This is a genomic window from Streptomyces pyxinicus (genome assembly GCF_024753135.1).
In the GTDB taxonomy this organism is placed as follows: domain Bacteria; phylum Actinomycetota; class Actinomycetes; order Streptomycetales; family Streptomycetaceae; genus Streptomyces; species Streptomyces pyxinicus.
This window is the reverse complement of the sequence record NZ_JANUGP010000002.1, coordinates 421957-445086: the sequence shown is the minus strand read 5'-3', so window position 1 is coordinate 445086 and position 23130 is coordinate 421957. Positions and strand designations below refer to the sequence as shown.

General features: G+C 71.5%; 23 protein-coding genes, 1 tRNA gene and 2 pseudogenes. 14 read left to right on the top strand and 12 right to left on the bottom strand.

From position 1 onward, the window contains the following. Positions 1-17 precede the first annotated feature (17 nt). Positions 18-815, bottom strand: a complete 798-nt coding sequence (locus NX794_RS04585; protein ID WP_258776840.1) for a helix-turn-helix transcriptional regulator — start codon at positions 813-815, stop codon at positions 18-20. Between the two features lie 49 nt (positions 816-864). Here NX794_RS04585 and NX794_RS04580 point away from each other — a divergent pair, with 49 nt between their 5' ends. Then, positions 865-1308: a DUF2000 domain-containing protein gene (locus NX794_RS04580; protein ID WP_258776839.1), complete on the top strand. Its 444-nt coding sequence runs from the start codon at positions 865-867 to the stop codon at positions 1306-1308. 18 nt (positions 1309-1326) lie between these two features. Here the strand turns inward: NX794_RS04580 and NX794_RS04575 are convergent, their stop codons facing one another. After that, positions 1327-2604, bottom strand: coding sequence for an MDR family MFS transporter (locus tag NX794_RS04575; protein WP_258776838.1), 1278 nt, complete (start codon positions 2602-2604; stop codon positions 1327-1329). Positions 2605-2747: 143 nt separating this feature from the next. Here NX794_RS04575 and NX794_RS04570 point away from each other — a divergent pair, with 143 nt between their 5' ends. Continuing rightward, on the top strand, positions 2748-3509 hold the full coding sequence (locus NX794_RS04570) for a phosphoglyceromutase (RefSeq protein ID WP_258776837.1): 762 nt from the start codon (positions 2748-2750) through the stop codon (positions 3507-3509). A 96-nt stretch (positions 3510-3605) separates the two neighbouring features. On the opposite strand, the gene NX794_RS04565 is transcribed toward NX794_RS04570, so the two are convergent. Further along, positions 3606-5060: a serine hydrolase domain-containing protein gene (locus tag NX794_RS04565; protein WP_258776836.1), complete on the bottom strand. Its 1455-nt coding sequence runs from the start codon at positions 5058-5060 to the stop codon at positions 3606-3608. Between the two features lie 140 nt (positions 5061-5200). On the opposite strand from NX794_RS04565, the gene NX794_RS04560 reads away from it, so the two are divergent. Continuing rightward, positions 5201-5926: a TetR/AcrR family transcriptional regulator gene (locus tag NX794_RS04560; RefSeq protein WP_258776835.1), complete on the top strand. Its 726-nt coding sequence runs from the start codon at positions 5201-5203 to the stop codon at positions 5924-5926. Between the two features lie 30 nt (positions 5927-5956). Here the strand turns inward: NX794_RS04560 and NX794_RS04555 are convergent, their stop codons facing one another. From NX794_RS04555 to phoU, 3 genes are all read right to left on the bottom strand, one after another. Then, positions 5957-6493: a hypothetical protein gene (locus NX794_RS04555; protein WP_258776834.1), complete on the bottom strand. Its 537-nt coding sequence runs from the start codon at positions 6491-6493 to the stop codon at positions 5957-5959. Positions 6494-6570: 77 nt separating this feature from the next. After that, positions 6571-6726 carry a hypothetical protein gene (locus NX794_RS04550; RefSeq protein ID WP_258776833.1) on the bottom strand — a complete coding sequence of 52 codons (156 nt, stop codon included), beginning with the start codon at positions 6724-6726 and terminating at the stop codon, positions 6571-6573. A gap of 230 nt (positions 6727-6956) precedes the next feature. Beyond that, entirely contained in the window at positions 6957-7646 is a 690-nt protein-coding gene (gene phoU, locus NX794_RS04545) for a phosphate signaling complex protein PhoU (RefSeq protein WP_258776832.1), read from the bottom strand. A 190-nt stretch (positions 7647-7836) separates the two neighbouring features. Between phoU and phoR the strand changes: the two genes are divergently transcribed. Then, a complete protein-coding gene (gene phoR, locus NX794_RS04540) occupies positions 7837-9087 on the top strand; it encodes a two-component system sensor histidine kinase PhoR (protein ID WP_258776831.1) in 1251 nt (416 codons plus the stop codon). Continuing rightward, the gene (gene phoP, locus NX794_RS04535; protein WP_014673455.1) at positions 9084-9764 is read left to right on the top strand and encodes a two-component system response regulator PhoP; all 681 of its coding nucleotides are present in this window, start codon (positions 9084-9086) and stop codon (positions 9762-9764) included. Before phoR ends, phoP begins: the two co-directional genes overlap by 4 nt. Before the next feature lie 253 nt (positions 9765-10017). Here phoP and NX794_RS04530 read toward each other — a convergent pair whose 3' ends face one another. After that, entirely contained in the window at positions 10018-10695 is a 678-nt protein-coding gene (locus NX794_RS04530; protein ID WP_258776830.1) for a DUF461 domain-containing protein, read from the bottom strand. 614 nt (positions 10696-11309) lie between these two features. Here NX794_RS04530 and NX794_RS04525 point away from each other — a divergent pair. The 7 genes from NX794_RS04525 to NX794_RS04495 all read left to right on the top strand — a co-directional run bounded on the left by NX794_RS04525 (position 11310) and on the right by NX794_RS04495 (position 18415). Beyond that, on the top strand, positions 11310-11792 hold the full coding sequence (locus NX794_RS04525; protein WP_003953493.1) for a CarD family transcriptional regulator: 483 nt from the start codon (positions 11310-11312) through the stop codon (positions 11790-11792). Positions 11793-12232: 440 nt separating this feature from the next. Further along, on the top strand, positions 12233-13006 hold the full coding sequence (gene ispD / locus NX794_RS04520) for a 2-C-methyl-D-erythritol 4-phosphate cytidylyltransferase (protein WP_258776827.1): 774 nt from the start codon (positions 12233-12235) through the stop codon (positions 13004-13006). Continuing rightward, positions 12996-13544, top strand: a complete 549-nt coding sequence (gene ispF, locus NX794_RS04515) for a 2-C-methyl-D-erythritol 2,4-cyclodiphosphate synthase (RefSeq protein WP_258776826.1) — start codon at positions 12996-12998, stop codon at positions 13542-13544. Before ispD ends, ispF begins: the two co-directional genes overlap by 11 nt. Positions 13545-13649: 105 nt before the next feature. Beyond that, positions 13650-14054: a PPOX class F420-dependent oxidoreductase gene (locus tag NX794_RS04510; RefSeq protein ID WP_258776825.1), complete on the top strand. Its 405-nt coding sequence runs from the start codon at positions 13650-13652 to the stop codon at positions 14052-14054. 60 nt (positions 14055-14114) lie between these two features. Next, on the top strand, positions 14115-15515 hold the full coding sequence (cysS, locus tag NX794_RS04505; protein WP_258776824.1) for a cysteine--tRNA ligase: 1401 nt from the start codon (positions 14115-14117) through the stop codon (positions 15513-15515). Between the two features lie 138 nt (positions 15516-15653). Then, complete coding sequence (rlmB, locus tag NX794_RS04500) at positions 15654-16592, top strand: 23S rRNA (guanosine(2251)-2'-O)-methyltransferase RlmB (RefSeq protein ID WP_258776821.1); 939 nt, start codon at positions 15654-15656, stop codon at positions 16590-16592. A 128-nt stretch (positions 16593-16720) separates the two neighbouring features. After that, positions 16721-18415 carry a DoxX family membrane protein gene (locus NX794_RS04495; protein WP_258776820.1) on the top strand — a complete coding sequence of 565 codons (1695 nt, stop codon included), beginning with the start codon at positions 16721-16723 and terminating at the stop codon, positions 18413-18415. A gap of 79 nt (positions 18416-18494) precedes the next feature. On the opposite strand, the gene NX794_RS04490 is transcribed toward NX794_RS04495, so the two are convergent. The 3 genes from NX794_RS04490 to NX794_RS04480 form a co-directional block, all read right to left on the bottom strand. Continuing rightward, positions 18495-19226, bottom strand: a complete 732-nt coding sequence (locus NX794_RS04490) for a nucleotidyltransferase family protein (RefSeq protein WP_258776819.1) — start codon at positions 19224-19226, stop codon at positions 18495-18497. Between the two features lie 110 nt (positions 19227-19336). Beyond that, entirely contained in the window at positions 19337-19825 is a 489-nt protein-coding gene (locus NX794_RS04485) for a hypothetical protein (RefSeq protein ID WP_258776818.1), read from the bottom strand. 201 nt (positions 19826-20026) lie between these two features. Then, on the bottom strand, positions 20027-21166 hold the full coding sequence (locus NX794_RS04480) for an ABC transporter ATP-binding protein (RefSeq protein ID WP_258776817.1): 1140 nt from the start codon (positions 21164-21166) through the stop codon (positions 20027-20029). Positions 21167-21383: 217 nt separating this feature from the next. Between NX794_RS04480 and NX794_RS04475 the strand changes: the two genes are divergently transcribed. Beyond that, positions 21384-21457: transfer RNA gene (locus NX794_RS04475), tRNA-Thr, on the top strand. Positions 21458-21538: 81 nt separating this feature from the next. Here the strand turns inward: NX794_RS04475 and NX794_RS36020 are convergent. Then, a pseudogene (locus NX794_RS36020) lies at positions 21539-22051 on the bottom strand (tyrosine-type recombinase/integrase); the annotation flags it as partial. Positions 22052-22084: 33 nt separating this feature from the next. Then, positions 22085-22387 (bottom strand): annotated as a pseudogene (locus NX794_RS36015) (ATP-binding protein); the annotation flags it as partial. Between the two features lie 457 nt (positions 22388-22844). Between NX794_RS36015 and NX794_RS04460 the strand changes: the two are divergent. Further along, entirely contained in the window at positions 22845-23069 is a 225-nt protein-coding gene (locus NX794_RS04460; protein ID WP_258776815.1) for a DUF397 domain-containing protein, read from the top strand. Positions 23070-23130: the final 61 nt, after the last annotated feature.

Sequence of the window (23130 nt, the reverse complement as noted above, 5' to 3'; positions counted from 1 at the left end):
CGCCTGTACGACGCTGCTCAGCGCGCGCCGCGGTAACGCCCCGGCGTCACCCCGACCAGCCGTTTGAAGTGCCGGGTGAGGTGCGCCTGGTCGTAGAACCCGGCCGCCTGCGCCACCTCGCCCGGCGGCAGCCCGTCGAGCAGCAGCCGGCGGGCCCGGCCGACCCGGCGCGACATCAGGTACCGGTGCGGGGCGATGCCGTACGCCCCGCTGAACGCCCGTACGAGGTGCGCCGGATGGGCGTGCAGCAGCCGGGCGGCCTCCTCCAGCGAGACGCCCTCCACCACCCGTGCGTCCAGCAGTTCCCGCAGCCGCCCGGCCAGCGCCGGATCGCGCGGTGCTCCCGGCCGCTCGGCCGCGCGCCGCCGCAGATGCGCCCGCAGCCGCTCGCCGACGAGGGTCAGCCTGCTCTCCGCCTCCAGCTCGTCCCCGGGCCGGGCGAGCGCGGCGTGCAGCCGGCCCACACTGCGGCGCAGCTCCGGATCGCGCAGGTCGGGCCCGTCCACGGCGGCCCCGATCAGCTCCTCGCCCAGCCGGCTGCTGTCCAGGTAGACGACGCGCTTGCGGAAGCCGTCCGGGGTGGCGGGGGAGCCGTTGTGCGGGACGTGCGGCGGCAGCAGCGAGACGGTGTCGCCGGGGGTGCCGTGCTCGTGCCGCTCCAGGTCGTACCGTACGGCGCCGTCGTCCACGATCAGCAGCGTCCAGGCGTCGTGGACGTGCATCGGGTACGCGTACTCGGTGAAGCGGGCGTGGAAGACCTCGGTGACGCCCGGGACCCGGGGACGCCACGCGGAGACTTCCTGCCGGGCGGCCATGCAAGAAACGTACAAGACCGCACGGCCGTCCGGTCGGCAGTCTCACCCCATGAGCACTGAGAGCACGGAGCGCGGCGACCCCGTCCGCTTCGACACGAAGATCGCCGTCCTGCTGCGCGCGGACCTGGCGCCCTGGCAGCGCCTGAACGTCACCGCGTTCCTGGTCAGCGGCCTGGGCCCGGCCGTCCCCGAGGTGGTCGGGGAGCCGTACGAGGACGCCGACGGGGTCGCCTATCTGCCGATGTTCCGGCAGCCGGTCCTGGTCTTCGAGGGCACCAAGGAGACCCTGAAGGCCGCCCACGCGCGGGCGCTGTCCCGGGCCCTGCCCCGCGCGGTCTTCACGGCCGACCTCTTCACGACCGGCAACGACCGCGACAACCGCGCGGCGGTCCGCGCGGTCCCGACGGCGGACCTGGACCTGGCGGGCCTCGCGGTGTACGGGCCGCGGAGCGGGGTGGACAAGGTACTCAAGGGGGCGCGCATGCACCCCTGACGAAGAACCTCGGCCCGGCTAGGCGGGCGCCCCGGCGTCCGCGCTTCCCTCCACCGCGACCGGTGTGACGGCCGCCTTCTGCTGCCCGGCACTCCCCGTCCCTGCCGGCAGACGCCGCATGAGCACCCCGTAGCCGAGCCCGGCCACGGTCCCGATCCCCGCGCACATGGCCCACAGCCACCGCGCGCCGAACCGGTCGATGACCGCGCCGGACATCAGCGGGGCGACGAGGGCGGCGACGGACCAGGACAGCGTGTACACGCCCTGGTAGCGACCGCGCCCGTGGACGGGGGAGAGCTGGACGACGAGCCCGGTCTGCGTCGGGGCGTTGACGATCTCGGCGAGCGTCCACACGCACACCGTCACCATGAACACCCCGACCGACCCGGCGAACGCGGTGAGCCCGAAGCCGTACCCGGCCAGGAGCGAGGAGACGATCAGCAGGCTGCGCGGGTCGCGGTGCTCGATGAACCGGGTGACGGGGATCTGGAGGGCGACGATCAGGACGCCGTTGACGGCGATGGCGAGGCCGTAGTCGGCGGCCGAGAACCCGGCCCGCCCCATGGCCACGGGCAGAGCGACCGCGCCCTGCTGGAAGATCAGGGCGACGAGGAAGGACAGTCCTACGACGGACATGTACCGCCCGTCGCGCAGCACGGTACCGAGGCTGACGGCGCCGCCGTCCGTCTTCGCGGAGGCGGCGGGCCGCGACTCGGGCACCCGGAGGAAGACGACGAACGCGCAGGCCAGGGTCATCCCGGCCTCGATCAGGAACCCGGCGAGATAGCTGAACTCGGCGATGAACCCGGCGCCGGCGGAGGAGACGGCGAAGCCGAGGTTGATCGCCCAGTAGTTGAGGGAGAAGGCCCGCACCCGGTCCTCGGGCCGGACGATGTCGGCCATCATCGCCTGCACGGCCGGCCGGGAGGCGTTGGAGGCCATACCGACGAGGAAGGCGACGGCGGCGATGGCGACCGGGTCGGTCATGAAGCCGAGCAGTGCGACGGAACCGGCGGTCGCGGTCTGCGCGATCAGCAGCGTGGGCCGCCTGCCCAGCCGGTCGGCCAGCACGCCGCCGGCCAGCGAGGAGACGACCCCGCCGAGCCCGTGCAGGGAGGCGACGAGACCGGCGTACGACGCCGAGTACCCGCGGTCCAGGGTCAGGTACAGCGCCATGAACGTGGCCACGAAGGCGCCGAGCCGGTTGACGAGGGTGCTGGTCCACAGCCACCAGAACTCGCGGGGGAGCCCGGAGACGGATTCACGGACGGCACGTCTCAGGACGGCTGACGGCATGGCTGGGTCCCCCGGGGTGTCGTACGACGGCGCGGTAAGTGGCTAACTCGACTCCGACACCTTACAAACACGGCCGATCGCACCACCAGCGGTTTAACGGACGCCGTCAATCGACCGATGGCACCTTAGGTAGGCTCGAAACCATGGCCGACGCACCGTACAAGCTGATCCTCCTCCGCCACGGCGAGAGCGAGTGGAACGCGAAGAACCTGTTCACCGGCTGGGTGGACGTCAACCTCAACGAGAAGGGCGAGAAGGAGGCAGTCCGCGGTGGCGAGCTCCTGAAGGACGCCGACCTCCTCCCCGACGTGGTCCACACGTCCCTCCAGAAGCGCGCGATCCGCACGGCGCAGCTCGCCCTGGAGGCCGCCGACCGCCAGTGGATCCCGGTCCACCGCAGCTGGCGCCTGAACGAGCGCCACTACGGCGCCCTCCAGGGCAAGGACAAGGCGGCGACGCTGGCCGAGTTCGGCGAGGAGCAGTTCATGCTCTGGCGCCGCTCCTACGACACCCCGCCGCCCCCGCTGTCCGACGACTCGGAGTTCTCCCAGTTCGACGACCCGCGCTACGCGACCCTCCCGCCGGAGCTGCGCCCGCGCACGGAGTGCCTCAAGGACGTCGTCGTCCGGATGCTCCCCTACTGGTTCGACGCCATCGTCCCCGACCTCCTGACCGGCCGCACGGTCCTGGTCGCGGCCCACGGCAACAGCCTCCGCGCCCTGGTCAAGCACCTGGACGGCATCTCCGACGCCGACATCGCCGGCCTGAACATCCCCACGGGCATCCCCCTGGCCTACGACCTGGACACCGACTTCAAGCCGGTCACCCCGGGCGGCAAGTACCTCGACGCGGACGCGGCCGCGGCAGCGATCGAGGCGGTCAGGAACCAGGGCAAGAAGAAGTAACCTTCCCTTCCCTCTGCCGGGCCCCCTGCCTGCGGTGTTACCGCTGACAGGGGGCCCGTTGCCGCGCCGGACTGGAGAGCACCGTGCGGGAGTGGCTCAGGCGACCTTGGGGCCACAGCGCATGCCGATGTAGACGCAGGGCGTGCCGTCCTCCAGGGTGGAGAAGACCACGGGCATGTAGCCCTCGCTGAACGCCGCGCCCACCCCGGTGCCCGCGAAGACCGTCTCCGTCACGGGTAGCAGGTCTATGTCCATGGGCTCGGAGAAGCCCTTCATGCCGTCGACGAACTCGTAGACCATGTGGCCCGCACCGTCCCGCTCGGTCACGGTGATGAGCACGCCCTCGCGCCGGTACGAGCCGACGAATGGCGCGAAGTCGACCACGGGCGGCTGGGCCGGCGGAGCGAAGGGCTCCTGCATCGTCACCCCGGCCAACTCGGCGAGGAGTTCCCGGTAGAGCGCCGCGTACAGTTCGCGCGCGCCGCCGCCGTTGGTGAGCAGCGCGACCGCGACGCCCGCCGAGGGCACCACGCGCAGGTAGCCGTACTGCCCGATCGAGGCGCCGTCATGCCCGTATCCCTGGACGCCGTTCCAGTCGTACAGGGTCCAGCCCAGTCCCCAGCCGTCCGCGCTGACGGTCCACTTGTCGGGGGAGTCGACCACCCGCTGCCGCATCAGCGCGACCGTCTCCTCGGAGAGCACGCGCGTGCCGTCCGGCGCCACGCCGCCGTTGAGGTGCAGCTGCGCGAGCCGCGCCACGTCGCCGGCCGTGGCGATGATCCTGCCGTAGGGGCCCGCCGAGCGCGGCATCAGGTCCCAGGATGGTGCCGGTTCCGGGTCCTGGCCCGCCTCGCCCAGGTGTCCCATCGCCGCACGGAACCGCAGCGCCTCCTCGGGAAGCGTCATCGTGTGGGTGAGGCCGAGCGGGGTGAGGAGCAGGTCTTTGAGGGCTTCGTCCCAGACCTGGCCGGTCACCACCTCGACGATCCGGCCGAGCACGTTGTATCCGACGCTGCTGTAGGAGATCGCGGTGCCGGGCGGGCAGTCGAGTGCCACATCCTTGGCAGCCTCGACGTACTTGGCGAGGCAGTCGTCGCCGCGCCCGCTGTCGTAGGTGAAGTCGCAGGTGAGGCCGCTTGTGTGGCTGAGCAGTTGGCGTGTGGTGATCGCCCTGGTCGCCTCGGGGTCGGCGACCGAGAACTCCGGCAGCACGTCGGTGACCGGCGCGTCCAGGTCCAGTCGGCCCGATTCGACGAGCCGCATGATCAGGGTGGCGGTGTAGACCTTGGCGATCGAGCCCGTCTGGTAGACCGAGTCGGTCGTTGCCGTCACACCCGTGCCGCGGTGGAGCGTGCCACTGGCCAACTCGTGGACGGTCCCGTTCACGAGGACCGCGAGTGAGGCGGCCGGAACGTGGTGCTTGGCGCGCAGTACGTCGAGGCGGTTCTGCCATTGGACGAGGTCCAGTTTCCTCCCCGTCGAGTCCCTGGTCCCCCATTCGCCCTTGGCTTCCCAGCCGCCCAGCGCGCCCCAACTCACGTTCTCCGGCATGGCGGTCCCCTGTCTGTCGCGTACGGCATTCCGTTGATGCGAACACTGTACGCATGAGTTAACACCGTACGCAATGGCGTACAGCGTGCGCTAGGGTGGCGGAGACGACTGGACGTGGGACGAGCAGAGATGAGGGCCGCATGCCAGCCGACGAGAAGCCGTCCACCTCGGTGTGGACCCGGCCGCGCCCTCGGCAGCGGGAACACCTGACCCGCGAGCAGATCGTCGCCGAGGCGATCCGCCTGCTGGACGCGGAGGGCGTCGGGGAGCTCAGCATGCGCAAGCTCGGCACCCGCATGGGTACGGCGGCCACCTCTCTGTACCGGCACGTGGCCAACAAGGACGAGCTGATCGAGCTGGTCGTGGACGAGGTCTACGGCGAACTGGACGTACCGACCGCCCCTGGGGGGACCCGGTGGCGCGCGGCCGTCACCCGCACCGCGACCGAACTGCGGGCGATGACGCTCCGCCACCCATGGATCGCCCCCGAACTGGGCCAGGTCGGTCTCGTCCACGTCGGCCCGAACGCCGTGCGGATGTCGTCGGCACTCCTCGCGCAGTTCGAGGCGGCGGGCTTCCCCGCGCATGAGATGGATCAGGCCACGGGCACGCTCATGGCGTACGTCATCGGGATCGCGACCACCGAGGCCGCGTACCTCTCACAGATCGCTCGCAGCGGCAAGACCGAGCAGGAGTGGGTGACAGGCCTGCGGCCGGCCTTCGACGATGCCACGCGCGAGCATCCGCGGCTGCGTGCGGGAAGCTCCGCCCAGCGGGACGCGCACCCGCAGCGGATCCGGGATGACAACTTCGCGTACGGGCTCGACAGAGTCCTCGATGGCCTGACGGCCCGACTCACGCCCTGAGGGGACAGGCAGTGGATGCGGCCTCCGGCATCAGCCCCGATGTCCCTGGTCCAGACGCAAGTGCCCCGCGGGGTTCGGTGGCAAGGTGATGTCCGTTCGGGCCGCCGCGTAATAACGGTCGCGGGCCGTGCGCTGGTCGGTGAGGAGGGCTTGCCAGGTGGGCGGGGTGGTGGGGCCGGTGTGGAGGGTGGATTCCATGGTGGTGACCACGCCGGCCCAGTCGTGGGCCGCTGCCGCCACCTCGGCGTCGCCCAGCAGGAGCAGCGCCTCCCAGGCCAGGTCGCGTGCCTCCGCGGCGGTGGTCAGGAGGGGGGCCGAGTCCTCCGGGCGGAGCGGGTGGGGGTGGGGGTCGAGGTCCAGGAACGCCGCGGTGCGGTAGAGGAGGGTGACGATCGTCTTCTGGGCCCGGCCGTACTCCGCGTACGCGGCGAGGCGGCGGTCCTCCCAGCGGACCTCGCGTTCGCGGCGGAAGCGGGCGCGGTCGCCGAGGGTGACGGCCGCGTACGAGCCGAGGGAGCCGATGACCACGCCCACCAGGGCGGGGAGTTGCTGTATGAAGGCGGACACCGGAGCACCGTAACGGCATAGGGCCGGTGAGGGATCCTTTCCCCACCGGCCCTATGACGTGACGTGCGGGCGTGGCGTCAGCCGCACTGGCAGGGGTTGCCCGACTGGCAGCCGCAGCCGCAGCCCGAGCCACAGCCGCACGCGCCGAACAGCGGCAGGCTCCTGGCGTCGGCAGGCTGCTCGGTCTCGCGCTCCTGCTGGGGGTCGGGCGTGGTGCTGGGGGATTCGGCCATGGGTCCCTCCTCGACGCGGGGGCAGGGGTGCCCCCGCCCAGTTGATGCCCAATTCCCCGGGCTCATCAACGGCGCATCGGCAGCGCATCGGCGGCGCATCCGCAGCGCGTCCGCAGCGCACGGAGGCGTCGGACCGTTCCGCGGCCACTCCGGTGGGACGGTGGGATCGCGACCGACGCAGCTGTCCCTTCCGTCCCGGCCGGCTTCCGTCCCGGCCGGCCCCCGGAGGGCTACGCCCCCTCCACCCCCGTGACCGGCTCGATGCCCGCCTGCAGCTCGTCCGCGTGCTCGCCCGTGACCAGGTAGACGACGCGCTTCGCGACGGCCACCGCGTGGTCCGCGTAGCGCTCGTAGTAGCGGCCGAGGAGGGTGACGTCGACGGCCGTCTCGATGCCGTGCTTCCAGCGCTCGTCGATCAGGTGCTGGAAGAGGGTGCGGTGCAGCAGGTCCATGTCGTCGTCGTCCTGCTCCAGCTGGAGTGCCAGGTCGACGTCCTTGGTGATGATGACCTCGGCCGCCTTGGCCATCAGGCGCTGCGCGAGCTGGCCCATCTCCAGGATGGTGGCGTGCAGGTCCTGCGGGACCGCCCGGGACGGGAAGCGCAGCCGGGCCAGCTTCGCCACGTGCTGGGCGAGGTCGCCGGAGCGCTCCAGGTCGGCGGACATGCGCAGCGAGGTGACGACGATACGGAGATCCGTCGCCACCGGCTGCTGGCGGGCGAGCAGGGCTATCGCCCGGGCCTCCAGGTCGTGCTGGAGTTCGTCGACCTTCTGGTCGGCCTCGATCACGCTCTCGGCCAGCTTCAGGTCGGCGTCGAGGATGGCGGTCGTGGCGCGCCCGATCGCCGACCCGGTCAGGCGGGCCATCTCCACCAGTCCGTCGCCGATCGAGTCAAGTTCCTCGTGGTAAGCGTCCCGCATCAGGGCTCCCTCTCGTACGTGTGCTTCGGGGGCTGCGCTCCCCACGCTCCCACGTTCGGTTCCGTACGCGTCCGTTTCCGCCACCCCAAATGAACCAGCACTGGCTCCCAGGTGAACTCTGGGCGACGAGTGTTCGAGGTCGCACCCGGACGGCTGTGGGCATGTCGTACCCCATGCCTAACCTGGAGGCATGGACGTGAACGCGGCGGTCGCCGCAGCGGCAGCGATCGCCGGGGTGCTCACCGGTGTCATCGCCATGCTGGCGTTCCGCTGGAGCGAACGCGACCAGAAGCGACCCACCAGGACTTCCTTGCACACCGATCCCGTACTCCCGCCCGGCGTGGACACCGTGTTGTCCGTGCTCCGCTCCTCGGCCGTCGTCCTCGACGAGGCCGACGCCGTCGTCAAGGCCAGCTCGGCCGCCTACGCCCTCGGACTGGTGCGCGGCGGCAAGCTCGCCGTCGAGCCCATGCTGCAGATGGCCCGGGACACCCGGCGCGACGGCGAGATACGCCAGGTCGAGCTGGATCTGCCCCGGCGCGGCACCGGACGCGGCGAGGCCCTCGCCGTCTCCGCCAGAGTCGCCCCGCTCGGCTCCCGCCTGGTCCTGCTGCTGGTCGAGGACCTGACCGAGGCCCGCCGGATCGAGGCCGTACGGCGCGACTTCGTGGCCAATGTGAGCCATGAGCTGAAGACGCCCGTCGGCGCGCTCTCCCTGCTCTCCGAGGCCGTCATGGACGCCTCGGACGACCCCGAGGCCGTGACGCGCTTCGCGGGCCGGATGCAGATCGAGGCGACCCGGCTGACCAACCTGGTCCAGGAACTGATCGACCTCTCCCGGGTGCAGAACGACGACCCGCTGGAGGACGCCGAGCCGGTCCGGGTGGACGAACTGGTCGCCGAGGCCATGGACCGCTGCCGCCACCAGGCCGGCACCAAGCAGATCACCATGGCCGCCGGCGGCACCGCCGACCTGCACGTGTGGGGCAACCGCGGCCAGCTCGCCGCCGCCCTCGGCAATCTGGTCGAGAACGCCGTCAACTACTCCCCGGCCCGCACCCGCGTCGGCATCGCCGCCCGCAGGATCGGCGGCCCCGGCGGTGATCTGATCGAGCTGGCCGTCACCGACCAGGGCATCGGCATCTCCGAGCGGGACAAGGAGCGCGTCTTCGAGCGCTTCTACCGCGTCGACCCGGCCCGCTCCCGGGCCACCGGCGGCACCGGTCTGGGTCTCGCCATCGTCAAGCACGTGGTCGCCTCGCACGGCGGGGAGGTCACGGTGTGGAGCGCCGAGGGCCAGGGCTCCACCTTCACCCTCAGACTGCCGGAGGCGGGCGCGGCCCGCGACCGCGCGCAGCAGCACCCCGACCTCGACGACGAGGCCGGCACCACCGAGTCATCCCCGTACGAACCGCTTCCCGCCCCGGAGGTCCTTCCGTGACCCGAGTGCTCGTCGTCGAGGACGAGGAGTCCTTCTCCGACGCCCTGTCGTACATGCTCCGCAAGGAGGGCTTCGAGGTCGCGGTAGCGGCCACCGGGCCCGACGGACTCGACGAGTTCGAGCGCAACGGCGCCGACCTCGTCCTGCTCGACCTGATGCTGCCGGGCCTGCCCGGCACCGAGGTCTGCCGTCAGCTGCGCGGCCGCTCCAACGTCCCCGTGATCATGGTGACCGCGAAGGACAGCGAGATCGACAAGGTGGTCGGTCTGGAGATAGGAGCCGACGACTACGTCACCAAGCCCTTCTCCTCCCGCGAACTGGTCGCCCGGATCCGCGCGGTGCTGCGCCGGCGCGGCGAGCCGGAGGAGGTCACCCCGGCCGCGCTGGAGGCCGGTCCGGTCCGGATGGACGTCGACCGGCACGTGGTCACCGTCGGCGGCTCCAAGGTCGACCTGCCGCTCAAGGAGTTCGACCTGCTGGAGATGCTGCTGCGCAACGCCGGCCGGGTGCTCACCCGCATGCAGCTTATCGACCGGGTCTGGGGCGCCGACTACGTGGGCGACACCAAGACCCTCGACGTGCACGTCAAGCGGCTGCGCGCCAAGATCGAGCCGGACCCGGGCGCGCCGCGCTATCTGGTGACGGTCCGCGGTCTGGGGTACAAGTTCGAGCCGTAGGCCGAACCTCTCCGAGACATGCCGAAGGGCGGCACCCCGACGGGGGCGCCGCCCTTCGGCGTACGGCGGGTGCGGCGGCGTACAGCGGATGCGGCGGCCTACGGCGGATGCGGCGGCCTGCGGCGAGTGCGGCGGCTCGAATGGCAGCCGGTACGACCGATGCAGCCGGTACGAGCCGGTACGACCGATGCAGCCGGTACGAGCCGGTACGACCGTTGCAGCCGGTACGACCTGACGCAGCCGGTACGGCCGCTCAGTGACCCGCGGCCGACCCGGACGCGGAATCGCTCGGCGTGACCGACCCGCCGGTGGCGCCGGCCGACGGGGTGTTCTTGCCCGGCTTGCCGGTGCCGGAGGCCGTCGCGCCCGCGGCGCCGGACGCCGAGGAGGAGGCGGAGGACGACGCGGAGGCCGGGGCGGACGGGATCTCGCTCGGGCCCCACTTGTCGAAGTAGCTGGTGGCCGGGACCACGAACGCCTTCAGACCCACGTCACCGGTCTTGCTGAAGGTGAAGGTCATCTCCTGGGCGTTGCCGTCCTGGACCGCCTCACGGCCGCTGGAGAGCACCGCGGAGGCGTTGTCCTTGCCGCCGATGACCAGGGAGCCGTAGGCGGGGATGGACAGGCTCTGGCCCTTGGCCGGCTTCAGCTCCGTGGAGGTGCTGCCGATCTTGATCGACTGGAGGGTCTGGGGCTTGCTGTCCGAGTTGAACACGGTCGCGGAGACCACCGCGGGGCCGGTCGCCTTCAGGTCCGGCTGGGTGATGATCAGCGCGTTCTGGACCTTGATGTGGCCGACGCTGGTGGCCGCGTTGTCCGGCTTGATCTCCAGGGTCTGCGAGTTGTTGCCGGCGCCGCAGGCGGCGAGCGAGGCGATCGAGAAGACGATGGCGGAGGCGGCGAGGGCGCCGCGTCGAAGGCTGCTGCTCACGGCGGCGGCATCTCCTTGAACGCGCGGGCGGCTCCCTATAAAGCCACCCTAAGTGTCTGTCAGCGCCGCTAGGTTACCGAGCCGTTCCGACGCCACCGCACCCGACCCTCCCCGAGCGGCGCCCATCCCTCCGGGTGGGGGTACCCGTGAACCACCCGTCACTCCTGTCACATGAGCCTCTCCATGTCTCTCCCGTCACATTGACGAGGCGTCGTGCGCCATTCGTAAAACCGCCCGCAAAACTTCCGTGAGGGAATGCGCCCGCCACCCCCGATATTGATCACCGGCCACCCCGCCGACTGCCGTTGATCAATTCCGGAAACGGCTCACATCGGCCCCCGGCCACCGAACGGAGTAGCGGAAGTCGCACGTATGGAAGCGGACATATCAGGATGTTCCGCCACTTGGGGTGAGTGCGCGGGGCGTGTGACGTGGGCGTTTCGTCCCGCCCGTAGAGCCCCTCCGACCTGCGAATACCCGCTTCCGGGAGCCTCTCGCAGCACGTTCCGGTTGCTGTTGTCAAGCCCCGAGATATGCCCTGACCTGCGAAAACGCCATTCAGAAGACGCCGTATCCGTGTTACCCTGGATAGCCACGGAAGGGGTACCTGTCACATGACGTTCAAGGTTGGCGACACCGTGGTCTATCCCCATCACGGGGCCGCGCTGATCGAGGCCATCGAAACTCGCCAGATCAAAGGCGTGGACAAGACCTACTTGGTGCTGAAGGTCGCCCAGGGTGACCTGACGGTACGTGTGCCAGCGGACAATGCGGAGTTCGTCGGCGTGCGTGATGTGGTCGGTCAGGACGGGCTGGACCGGGTCTTCGAGGTGCTGCGCGCGCCGTATGCCGAGGAGCCCACGAACTGGTCCCGTCGTTACAAGGCAAATCTGGAGAAGCTCGCCTCCGGCGATGTCATCAAGGTCGCGGAAGTCGTGCGTGACCTGTGGCGTCGTGAGCGCGAGCGTGGACTCTCCGCCGGTGAGAAGCGCATGCTCGCCAAGGCCCGCCAGATCCTGGTGAGCGAGCTGGCTCTCGCCGAGAACACGAACGAGGACAAGGCCGAGGCCCTGCTCGACGAGGTGCTCGCTTCCTGACGCGCGGCGCCGGCGACACCTCGCCGCCCGCAGCACGCTCAGCGCGCTCAGCTCACGCACATGCCGCGGTGCCCGATGACACTGATCCTGTCGCCGGGCGCTGCGGCATGTTCGTCCCCATGTCCGTCCGCGCATGCGGTGCCGGTTCCCCCGGAGAGACGTCGTAATCGTCCGGAGAGGCCCGGGAAGACCCGGGGAGACGTCGTCATCGTCGTCGCCCCCGGCGGCGCCACCGGATTCCGCGGCGCCACCGGATCCGCAGCGGCCCGCCGCGTCCGCGAATCCCGCGAGGAAAGCTCCCGATCCCCCCGATACTCGACGTGCCGGGCCCGGGCGGATGGCTCGACCAGGGTCACGGAAGGGGTCCGGTCAAGGCGTCGCGCCCGGCACTCCTCAGCGCATACCCACCCGGGTCGAGCACACAAACCTGACAGGAACCGATGACTGACGAAACGCGCCCCGTGTCCGCGCAGCCGCCCGCCTCGCCCGCGCAGCCACCCGTCGCCGCCGTGATCCCCGCCGCCGGCCGCGGCGTCCGCCTCGGCCCCGGCGCGCCCAAGGCGCTGCGCGCGCTGAACGGCACGCCGATGCTCATCCACGCCATCCGCGCCCTCGCCGCCTCCCGCCATGTCTCCCTGGTGGTCGTCGCCGCCCCGCCGGACGGCGCCGCCGAGGTCAAGTCCCTGCTGGACGCGCACGCGCTGCCCGAGCGCACCGACTTCCTGGTGGTGCCCGGCGGCGAGAGCCGGCAGGAGTCGGTGAAGCTCGGCCTGGACGCGCTGCCGCCCGAGTACGGCGTCGTCCTCGTGCACGACGCGGCCCGCCCGCTCGTCCCCGTCGACACGGTCGACGCCGTCATCGAGGCCGTACGCGACGGCGCCCGCGCCGTCGTCCCCGCGCTGCCGCTCGCCGACACCGTAAAGGAGGTCGAGCCCGCCGCGGTGGCCGGCGACCCCGAGCCGGTCCTCGGCACGCCCGAGCGGGCCCGGCTGCGCGCGGTGCAGACCCCGCAGGGCTTCGACCGGGCGGCCCTGGTGCGCGCCCATGAGAGCGTCACCGGCGACGTCACCGACGACGCGAGCATGGTGGAGCAGCTGGGGCTGGCCGTGGTCGCCGTACCCGGTCACGAGGAGGCCTTCAAGGTGACCCGCCCGCTCGACCTGGTCCTCGCCGAGGCGGTCCTGGCCCGCAGGAGGCTCAACGATGGCTTCTGAGCAGCCGCCCGCGCCCCTGCCGCCCGTGCCGGTGCCGTCCGCGCCCGTGCCGCCCGTTCCGGTGCTGCCGCAGGTCGGCATCGGCACCGACATCCACGCCTTCGAGGACGGCCGCGAGCTGTGGTGCGCCGGCCTGAAGTGGGAAGGCGAGGGCCCCGGACTCGCCGGGCACTCGGACGCGGACGTCGTCGCGCACGCCGCCTGCAACGCGCTGTTCTCCGCCGCGGGGCTCGGCGACCTCGGGCAGCACTTCGGCACCGGGCGCCCGGAGTGGTCCGGCGCCTCCGGCACCGTCCTGCTCACCGAGGCGGCCCGGATCGTCCGCGCGGCCGGTTTCACCATCGGCAACATCGCCGTCCAGGTGGTCGGACCCCGCCCGAAGATCGGCAAGCGGCGGGACGAGGCGCAGCGGGTCCTCTCCGCGGCGGCCGGCGCCCCCGTCTCCGTCTCCGGCGCGACCACCGACGGCCTCGGCTTCCCCGGCCGCGGAGAAGGGCTGATGGCGGTGGCGACGGCCCTGGTGGTGCGCGCGGGCTGAGCGGGAACCCGGGGTGCGGGTGAGCCGAGAGCGTGCGAGGGTACCCGCACAGTGACCACCCGCACAGCGAGACCGTGCACTTGCCACCAGGCCCCGGAGGTACCCATGCCCGCCGCCCTGTCCGACCGGCTCAAGTCCCTGCTCGACGAGAAGGTGTTCATCGTCGTCGGCACCGTCCAGCCCGACGGCAGCCCGCAGATGTCCCCGGTCTGGGTGAAGCGCGACGGTGACACCCTCCTCTTCTCCACCACGGTCGACCGCCGCAAGTACAAGAACCTGGAGCGCGACCCCCGGGTGACCGTCGTCGTCACCGACCCCCGGCAGCCCTACGAGTACGCCGAGATCCGCGGCACCGCCGAGACCACCACCGAGGGCGGCCAGGACCTCATCGACGAGCTGAGCGTGAAGTACACCGGCAAGAAGTACGCGGACTTCAACCCGGCCTCCGGGCAGGACGCCGAGCGGGTCGTCGTACGGATCTCGGCGCGCAAGGTGGTCGGGATGCTCTGAGGCCCGGGAATCCCGGGCGGTGGGCGCATGGCACTGCCCCGCGCCCACTACTCTGGAGGCGTGACCATTCGCCTGTACGACACCAGCGCCCGGCAGATCCGTGACTTCACCCCGCTCACGCCGGGCTGCGTCTCGATCTACCTCTGTGGCGCCACCGTGCAGGCGGCACCCCACATCGGGCACATCCGCTCCGGCCTGAACTTCGACATCATGCGCCGCTGGTTCGAGTACCGCGGCTACGAGGTGACGTTCGTCCGCAACGTCACCGACATCGACGACAAGATCATCGCCAAGTCCCGTGAGCAGAACCGCCCCTGGTGGTCGATCGGCTACGCCAACGAGCGCGCCTTCAACGACGGCTACACCGCCCTCGGCTGCCTCCCGCCCACCTACGAGCCCCGCGCCACCGGCCACATCACCGAGATGACCGAGATGATGCGGGGCCTCATCGAGCGCGGCCACGCCTACGCGGCCGACGGCAACGTCTACTTCGACGTGCGCTCCTTCCCCCGCTACCTGGAGCTGTCCCGGCAGGAACTGGACAACCTGCTCCAGCCCGCGGGCGACGGCGAGACCGGCAAGCGGGACCCGCGCGACTTCGCGCTGTGGAAGTCCGCCAAGCCCGGCGAGCCGACCTGGCCGACCCCGTGGGGCCCCGGCCGCCCCGGCTGGCACCTGGAGTGCTCGGCGATGGCCCACAAGTACCTGGGCAGCGCCTTCGACATCCACGGCGGCGGCCTCGACCTGATCTTCCCGCACCACGAGAACGAGATCGCCCAGGCCAAGGCCTACGGCGACGACTTCGCGCGGTACTGGGTGCACAACGCCTGGGTCACCATGGCCGGCGACAAGATGTCCAAGTCGCTCGGCAACAGCGTGCTGGTCAGCGAGATGGTCCGGCAGTGGCGCCCGATCGTGCTCCGCTACTACCTGGGCACCCCGCACTACCGCTCGATGATCGAGTACAGCGAGGAGTCGCTGCGCGAGGCCGAGTCCGCGTTCGCCCGGATCGAGGGCTTCGCGCAGCGCGTGGTCGAGCTGGCCGGCGGGGTCGTCGAGCCCGCCGCCGAGGTCCCGCCCGCCTTCGCCGAGGCCATGGACGACGACCTCGGCGTCCCGGGCGCCCTGGCCGTCGTGCACACCACGGTCCGGCAGGGCAACAGCGCGCTGGCCGCCGACGACAAGGAGGCCGCCGTCGCCCGCCTCGCCGAGGTCCGCGCGATGCTCGGCGTCCTCGGCCTCGACCCGCTCGACGCGCACTGGGCCGGCGAGTCGGATCGCGGCGAGGACCTGCACGGCGTGGTCGACAGCCTGGTCCGCCTCGTCCTCGACCAGCGCGAGTCCGCCCGCGCCCGCAAGGACTGGGCCACCGCCGACGCCATCCGCGACCAGCTCGGCCAGGCCGGCCTCGCCATCGAGGACAGCCCCCAGGGTCCGCGCTGGAGCCTCGGCGCCCGCTGACCGAATCCTTGATCGACTGTGCCGCCCGGGCCCCCGGGCGGCACACTGCATAAGACACCCGTCTGCATAAGACATCCGTAGACGTCCGTACGACAAGCTCACCGCGAGCTTCCCCGAGAGAGCAGAGACAGGTACCTCATGGCCGCGAACAACCGTCGCATGTCCGGTAAGAAGGGCGCGCAGGTCGGCAGCGGCGGCCAGCGGCGCCGGGGCCTGGAGGGCAAGGGCCCCACCCCGCCCGCCGAGATGCGCAAGGGCCACGCCAAGCAGCGCGCCGCCACGGCCAAGTCCCGCCGCGCCCAGGGCCGTACCCCGCAGCGCCGGGGCGGCAGGTCCGCCTCCGAGCTGGTCGTCGGCCGCAACCCGGTGGTGGAGGCGCTGCGCGAGGGCGTGCCCGCCAGCACCCTCTACGTCCAGCAGTTCATCGACAGCGACGAGCGGGTCCGCGAGGCCCTCCAGCTCGCCGCCGAGCGCGGCGGCATCAACCTCATGGAGGCCCCGCGCCCCGAGCTGGACCGCATGACCAACGGCCTGAACCACCAGGGCCTGGTGCTCCAGGTCCCGCCGTACGAGTACGCGCACCCGGAGGACCTGGTCGCCGCCGCCCACGACGACGGCGAGGACCCGCTGGTCGTCGCCCTCGACGGCGTCACCGACCCGCGCAACCTCGGTGCCGTCGTCCGCTCGGTCTCCGCCTTCGGCGGCCACGGCGTCGTCGTACCCGAGCGCCGCTCGGCCGGCATGACCGCCGGCGCCTGGAAGACCTCCGCCGGTACGGCCGCCCGTACCCCGGTCGCCCGCGCCACCAACCTCACCCGCGCCCTGGAGGCCTACAAGAAGGCCGGCATCACGGTCGTCGGCCTCGCGGCGGACGGCGAGACGGAGCTGGGCGACCTGGAGGCGCTCGGCGGCCCGGTCGTCATCGTCGTCGGCAGCGAGGGCAAGGGCCTGTCCCGGCTGGTCGGCGAGACCTGCGACTTCCGCGTCCGCATCCCGATGCCGGGCGGCGCGGAGTCCCTCAACGCCGGTGTGGCGGCCGGGATCGTGCTGTACGAGGCGGCTCGCCGCCGCGTCTGAACGCGCGTGCGAAAGCTACCCCCTGCGGGGTGATTCGGGGGTCCTCGTGGCGCCTGGGGCTGCTTTGACGCGGTCCGGACACATCCGGGCGGTCAAGGCAGTGTCCTAACTCCACATCACTCGGTTAGATGAGTGTGGACACCAGAACACCCCGCACATTCACGGGGGAGCGCCCGTCGGGCTTCGACGACGCTCCCGCGCTGAGCATGGTGAAGGTGCCGAGCGATCCGGCGCAGGTCATCGTCAATCACGCCAGCTTCCGCGTGCAGCTCGGCGCGTCGGCGAGGCGCGGCCTCTCCCCGCGGATCGCCCGGCATCCGAGCGCCGGCCAGGACACCGCCCGTACCCCGGTCCTGGGCACCGCGGGCCGCTCCGGCGGCGCGCCCGGCCGGCGCCGCCCCGTCGTGTGGAGCGGCAGGTCCGCCCCCGACGACACCGGCGCCCACCGGCTGCTCCAAGCCGTGCGGGGCAGCAGCGTCCGCCACACCGAGGAGTCCGCGGCGGGCGCCACCCAGGTCATCCCGCGCGTCGGGACCGGCGGCCGGCCGGACCAGACGGTCGAGACCCCCCTCGTCGGCCACCAGCGCACCGCCCCCGACGCCGCCGGCACCCGCCTGCTGCCCCAGATGCGCACGGCGGGCAGCGCCTACGACGAACCGCCGTACGACACGGGCGAGTTCGAGGCCTACGGAAACTCCGACGGCTACGACGGCTACGGCGAGTACGACGACTACGGCGCCTACGCGGAGTCCGCCGACGCCGACGGCCGGCCGCGCACCGGCCGACGCCACGGCGACGACCCCGCCCGGCACGCCTACTACCCCGGCCGCCGGATGAACCTCGGCGTCGTCCTGCTGCCGCTGCGCATCTTCCTCGGCTTCATCTCCATCTACGCCGGCATGGGCAAGCTGTGCGACCCCGTCTACTTCGACGGCGGCAAGCGCGGCTCCATGGTCACGTGGCTCAACACCCTGCACCCGTGGGACGTGGCCGAGCCGATGCGCCAGTTCGCCCTGCACCACCCCGTGGGCTCCGGGCTGGTCATCGCCTTCCTCCAGGTCGTCGTGGGCGTGCTCACGGTCCTGGGCTGCTGGCAGCGGGTGGCGGCGGTGTTCGGCGTCCTGCTCTCGGCCGCGCTGATCGTCACCGTGAGCTGGAAGACGGTCCCCGCCTACGACGCCCCCGACATCATCTACCTGGCCGCCTGGTCCCCGCTGATCATCGCCGGCGCCCCCGTCTACTCGGTGGACGGCCGTCTCGCGGGCGGTGCCTGGCGGCGCCTCGGCCCCCGCTCCGACATCTGGGAGCTGCGCCGGTACGTCCTGCGCCGCGGCGCCCTGGTCACGCTGGTCACCGTCGGCCTCACCCTGGTCGTCGGCTCCGTGCTCGGCGGCGCGGTCCGCGACTCCAGCCGGGTCGTCGTACCCGGCCCCGGTGAGGCCCCCCGCAACAACATGCCCGGCTCCCCGCTCCCGGAGCCCGGCGGGCGGCACAGCGCCACCCCCTCGGCCCCCAGCTCGCCCACCGGCGGCGCCACGGCCGGCGCGAGCCCCTCCGGCTCGGCCACCCCCGGCGCGACCCGCTCGGCCGGCGGTGCGACCGCCACCACGCCCACCCAGACCCAGGGCACCACGGGCCAGGTCCCGCCCCGCCGGTCCGCCCCCGTCGGCGGCGCCCCGAGCACCTCGGCGGGCCCGACCAGCACGGGCGGCGGCGGCAGCACCGGCGGCTCCTCGACGGGCGGCACCGGCGGCACCTCGTCCGGCGGCGGCAGCAGCACCTCCACGGGCCAGCCGGGCCTGGTGGGCGGCCTGCTGGGCTGAACCGGCCGTACGACGGCGAAGGGCCCCGTACCCGCGGCAGAGCGGCGGGTACGGGGCCCTTCTGTTCCGGTCGCCGGGGCTACCGGCCCAGCGCGGACAGCTCCTTGGCGGCCTCCGTCAGGTCCTTGGCGGTGTCGATGGCCCGCCAGTACGACCCCTGCGGCAGCGGGAACCCGGCGAGCTTCCGCTCCCGGGCCAGCCGTGGGAACGTCGTCCGCTCGTGGTCGCCGCGCTCGGGCAGCAGCGTGGCGAACTCGGCGGAGAACACGTACACACCGGCGTTGATCTCGAACGTCGACGGCGGTGCCTCGATGAAGTCGGTGATGTGCCCGAAGCCGTCGGTCTTCACGGCGCCCCAGGGAATCCGCGGCCGGGCCAGCGCGAGCGTCGCCACCGCGTCCCGCTCGGTGTGGAAGTCGGCCATGTCCCGCAGCGAGAAGTGGGTCCAGATGTCGCCGTTGGTGGCGTACCAGGACCGCTCGGGGTGCGGGAGACGGGCGGCCGCGTAGCGCAGGCCGCCGCCGCGGCCGAGGGGCTCGGTCTCGACGACGGTGGTGACGGAGACCGGCAGGTCGGCCGAGTCCAGCCACTTCTGGAGGACGTCGGCGAGGTGGCCGCAGGAGACCACCACGTCCGTGACGCCCTCCTCGGCGAGCCAGGTGAGCTGGTGGCCGATGATCGGAGTGCCCGTGCCCGGGATCTCGACCATCGGCTTGGGCCGGTCGTCGGTGTACGGACGCAGCCGTGACCCCTGGCCACCGGCCAGGATCACGGCTTGAGTGGGGCGCGACGCGGCGTTCGGATGGGTCATGACCGCACTGTACGTGGCGCCCGCGCGCCGGTCGCCGGCCGCGACGTGCTCCGCGCGTGCTCCGCGGGGAGCCGTCACCGGCCCGGCGACCGGCGTCAGGTGGCTGGGGCTCAGCTGTGCGCGGCCAGCACGCCCGAGGCGAAGGACGTGTCGCACACCGGGCGGGCGTACGACTGGGCGCGCGAGGCGCCGTAGATGTGCACCGCCGCCTTGCCGAGGGCGCGGGCGATGGAGGAGCAGTGCCGGGCGAGCGAGGGGTGTCCGTTCACGGCCTGCTGGAGGTGGGTGAGGACCACGCCCGGGTTCTTCGCCTGCAGCTCGGACATCAGCCGGTCGCGGAGTACGTCCTGCGGGGCGCGGCTGTCCGCCCTGGCGGGCTGGGCGGCCTTGGCGGCCGTGGCGGGCGCCTCGACCGTGGAGATGTCGGAGGCGGCCAGCACCGAGCTGGAGGGGCTTCCCGTCCAGTTGACCCGGGTGACCGCGAGGGTCCCGGAGAGCACCAGGACGACGGGCAGGACGAGGGCGAGAGTGCGGCCGATGTGGCGGGCAGGGCCGCCCCGGTGGCCACGTCGCGTCTGAGGGGTGGTGGAGTGCTTCACGGACGTGAGGGTAGCGCGGGGTGATGATTTGGCGACATTTAGTCACCCTATTGGGGGATGAACTGGTGGCACTTTCTGGGTAGGGGGTTGACGGCCCACCCGAAATGATCGCTGTGCCGGGGTATTTCCGCTCGGGATCCGCCCACGCGAAAGGGCCCCGCTGCGACTGCGGGACCCTTTCGTTCCGTCGGGGATTCCGGCTCAGTCGGAGAGGCGCTCGCCCGTGGAGGTCGAGAACACGTGGGTCTCGCCCGGCCGCGGCACGACGTGCAGCTGCGCGCCCTTCTCCGGCACCTGGCGGCCGTTCACGCGGACCACCAGGTCCTTCTGCTCGCCGCCGACCTGGGCGGTGCCGTACACGTAGCCGTCGGCGCCCAGCTCCTCGACGACGTTCACGGAGACGGCGAGGCCGGCCGGGGCGTCGGCGGCGTCCTTCGTCAGCGTGGTGGCCGCGGCGCCGCCGCCCAGCTCGACCACGTCGAAGTGCTCGGGGCGCACGCCCACGGTCACGGTGCGGTCGCCCTTGTCGGCGGCGGCCTTCAGCGCGTCCCGGTTCACCGGCACCACGCTGTTGCCGAACCTCACGCCGCCGTCGGCGATCGGGACCTCGACCAGGTTCATGGCCGGGGAGCCGATGAAGCCGGCGACGAAGAGGTTGGCGGGCCTGTCGTACATGTTCCGCGGCGAGTCGACCTGCTGGAGCAGACCGTCCTTGAGTACGGCCACCCGGTCGCCCATCGTCATGGCCTCGACCTGGTCGTGGGTGACGTAGACGGTGGTGATGCCGAGGCGGCGCTGGAGCGACGCGATCTGGGTACGGGTGGAGACGCGGAGCTTGGCGTCCAGGTTGGACAGCGGCTCGTCCATGAGGAAGACCTGCGGCTCGCGCACGATGGCACGGCCCATCGCGACCCGCTGGCGCTGACCGCCGGAGAGGGCCTTCGGCTTGCGGTCCAGGTACTCGGTGAGGTCGAGGATCTTCGCGGCCTCCTCGACCTTCTGCCGGATCTCCGCCTTGTTCACGCCGGCGATCTTGAGCGCGAAGCCCATGTTGTCGGCGACCGACATGTGCGGGTAGAGGGCGTAGTTCTGGAACACCATGGCGATGTCCCGGTCCTTGGGCGGCAGGTGCGTGACGTCGCGGTCACCGATGCGGATGGCTCCGCCGTTGACGTCCTCCAGGCCCGCGAGCATCCGGAGCGAGGTGGACTTGCCGCAGCCCGACGGGCCGACCAGGACGAGGAACTCGCCGTCCTCGATCGCGATGTCGAGGCCGTCGACGGCGGGCTTGGTGGAACCCGGGTAGACCCGGGTCGCCTTGTCGAACGTGACAGTGGCCATGGTGAAGGGCCCCCTTCTACCGGCAGGAACGTGCCGGACGATCCGTTGTAGGAAGGTGGTTGGTCCAGTCCACCGAGGTGAACTGGACCGAGACGCTACCTGTCGCCCGTACGCCCTGTCAGTACCCGGACACCAGTGAACTTCGAGGAAATTTTCGACAGGCCCCCGCCGCTCGGTGGGTACACTGCACAGGCACGGCCGCACCGGCCGCGCCCACGCCTCCTTAGCTCAGCTGGTCAGAGCGCCGCTCTTGTAAAGCGAAGGTCGTCGGTTCGAATCCGACAGGGGGCTCTTTTTCTGAGCAGCGCGAACGCCTCGGCCGGTGATCGGTTCGGGGCGTTCGGCATCCACGGGTGACCTCAACGCGGACGGTCACTTACGGTCGACCCGGCGTCTGAGCAGGCGATCCGTGTGGCTGATGGCCTCGCGCTGCGTGTCGGAGGTCACGTGCGTGTAGACGCCCATGGTGATGCTGAGCTGGCTGTGCCCCAGGAGCTCCATCACGAAGCGGGGCGCGATACCGGCGGCGGTGAGGAGCGTGGCGCAGCCGTACCGGGCGTCGTGAAGGCGGATGCGGCGAAGGCCGGCGGCGGCGGTGATGCGGAAGAACGACCGGTTGATGTTCTGCGGGTCGATCGGGCGGTCGGTGCGGGTGGTGAAGACGTAGGAGGACGGCGACAGCTCCTCTCCCTTGAGCCGCGCAGCCTCCGTCTGCCGCATCCGGTGCCAACGGAGCGCTGCTAGGCAGATCAGGGGGAGGGGCACGGGACGCGCCCGGCCGCTCTTGGTGGTGTCCTCGTACAGCTCCCCGCCCACGCGCTGCACCTGCTTGCTGATCCGCAGCACCCGATGTTCGAGGTCCACGTCCGACCAGCGAAGCCCTAGCTAGGCAGCCATGCGGGCGTCGGTGTCGAACAGCTACAGGATGTGCTGCGTGATGGAGGAGCGGCCGGCGACCTTCCACAGGCCCCGGCCCTTGGTCAGAGCGGAGACCGCCTGCGTCTCCACGCCGGTCAGGCCGAGCAGGGATGCGGCTGCGGCGAGTTGATCGGGCTCCTGGCGGTAGATGATTCGAGTGCTGCAGTCGGCCAGCAGGCCCTCGGCCAGGACTCGGCCGCGCGAGCCGGCGTCGCCCGCCGAGAGCAGGTCCGACAGCCTGTGGATCACCATCAGGTTCGCGATGCCGAGCCCTCGGCTGAGCTTGTAAAGCGAAGGTCGTCGGTTCGAATCCGACAGGGGGCTCCGGTGAAACTCAGGTCGGGTGGCCCCTGACCTGGGTTTTCATGCATCCAGGTTCCTGGCTGCTACCGGTGGACGAGCGAGTGGTCGCCGTCAGGTCGGCTTCGACGCGCCGCCGCAGCTTCACCTCCAGCACCGCCGTCGAACGGGACAGCTCGCCGTATGGCGATCACTCCGGCGGCCGAGAGGAGCGTCCTGGCATGAGATATGCCGGCCGCTACCGGGAGCCGTCTTCCAGCTCGCGCATCCCGGCAGCCATCTCCCGAAGGGCGGTCCGCGGTGAGCGGTGGCTGCGCCGGGCCCCGGCACGACGAACGGTTGAAATCAGACATTGTTCACCGGGTGTGCATAGCCGACTGGTGGGGCGGCGATCCTTACCTAGTCCAATCCGGATGCAATTGCATCCGGACAACGGGGAGTTCACCGTAGGAGGTATCCGGTGAAGAAGATCACGCGCGCAGCGCAGCAGGATCTGGGCCGGCACGGCACGCCCTGGCGGAAGAGTTCGTACAGTTACTCGGAGGGCGCCTGCGTGGAAATGGCGCAGCCGTCCGAAACGCAGGTGTTCATCCGTGACTCCAAGATCCACAACGGACCCGTGATGCGGGTCTCCGGAAAGGCAGCGGCCGCCTTCACATCAGCAGTTGGCCACGGCCGTCTCTGAAGGCTCCAGCTCGATGTTGGCCGGGCGTCCCCACTTGAGGGTGAACGGTCGGTCGACCCTT

Bases quoted from the DNA above. Each gene is read 5' to 3' on its own strand.
- NX794_RS04585 (WP_258776840.1), bottom strand. From the start codon at position 815: ATGGCCGCCCGGCAGGAAGTCTCCGCGTGGCGTCCCCGGGTCCCGGGC.
- NX794_RS04580 (WP_258776839.1), top strand. From the start codon at position 865: ATGAGCACTGAGAGCACGGAGCGCGGCGACCCCGTCCGCTTCGACACG.
- NX794_RS04575 (WP_258776838.1), bottom strand. From the start codon at position 2,604: ATGCCGTCAGCCGTCCTGAGACGTGCCGTCCGTGAATCCGTCTCCGGG.
- NX794_RS04570 (WP_258776837.1), top strand. From the start codon at position 2,748: ATGGCCGACGCACCGTACAAGCTGATCCTCCTCCGCCACGGCGAGAGC.
- NX794_RS04565 (WP_258776836.1), bottom strand. From the start codon at position 5,060: ATGCCGGAGAACGTGAGTTGGGGCGCGCTGGGCGGCTGGGAAGCCAAG.
- NX794_RS04560 (WP_258776835.1), top strand. From the start codon at position 5,201: ATGCCAGCCGACGAGAAGCCGTCCACCTCGGTGTGGACCCGGCCGCGC.
- NX794_RS04550 (WP_258776833.1), bottom strand. From the start codon at position 6,726: ATGGCCGAATCCCCCAGCACCACGCCCGACCCCCAGCAGGAGCGCGAG.
- phoU (WP_258776832.1), bottom strand. From the start codon at position 7,646: ATGCGGGACGCTTACCACGAGGAACTTGACTCGATCGGCGACGGACTG.
- phoR (WP_258776831.1), top strand. From the start codon at position 7,837: ATGGACGTGAACGCGGCGGTCGCCGCAGCGGCAGCGATCGCCGGGGTG.
- NX794_RS04525 (WP_003953493.1), top strand. From the start codon at position 11,310: ATGACGTTCAAGGTTGGCGACACCGTGGTCTATCCCCATCACGGGGCC.
- ispD (WP_258776827.1), top strand. From the start codon at position 12,233: ATGACTGACGAAACGCGCCCCGTGTCCGCGCAGCCGCCCGCCTCGCCC.
- ispF (WP_258776826.1), top strand. From the start codon at position 12,996: ATGGCTTCTGAGCAGCCGCCCGCGCCCCTGCCGCCCGTGCCGGTGCCG.
- NX794_RS04510 (WP_258776825.1), top strand. From the start codon at position 13,650: ATGCCCGCCGCCCTGTCCGACCGGCTCAAGTCCCTGCTCGACGAGAAG.
- rlmB (WP_258776821.1), top strand. From the start codon at position 15,654: ATGGCCGCGAACAACCGTCGCATGTCCGGTAAGAAGGGCGCGCAGGTC.
- NX794_RS04495 (WP_258776820.1), top strand. From the start codon at position 16,721: ATGAGTGTGGACACCAGAACACCCCGCACATTCACGGGGGAGCGCCCG.
- NX794_RS04490 (WP_258776819.1), bottom strand. From the start codon at position 19,226: ATGACCCATCCGAACGCCGCGTCGCGCCCCACTCAAGCCGTGATCCTG.
- NX794_RS04480 (WP_258776817.1), bottom strand. From the start codon at position 21,166: ATGGCCACTGTCACGTTCGACAAGGCGACCCGGGTCTACCCGGGTTCC.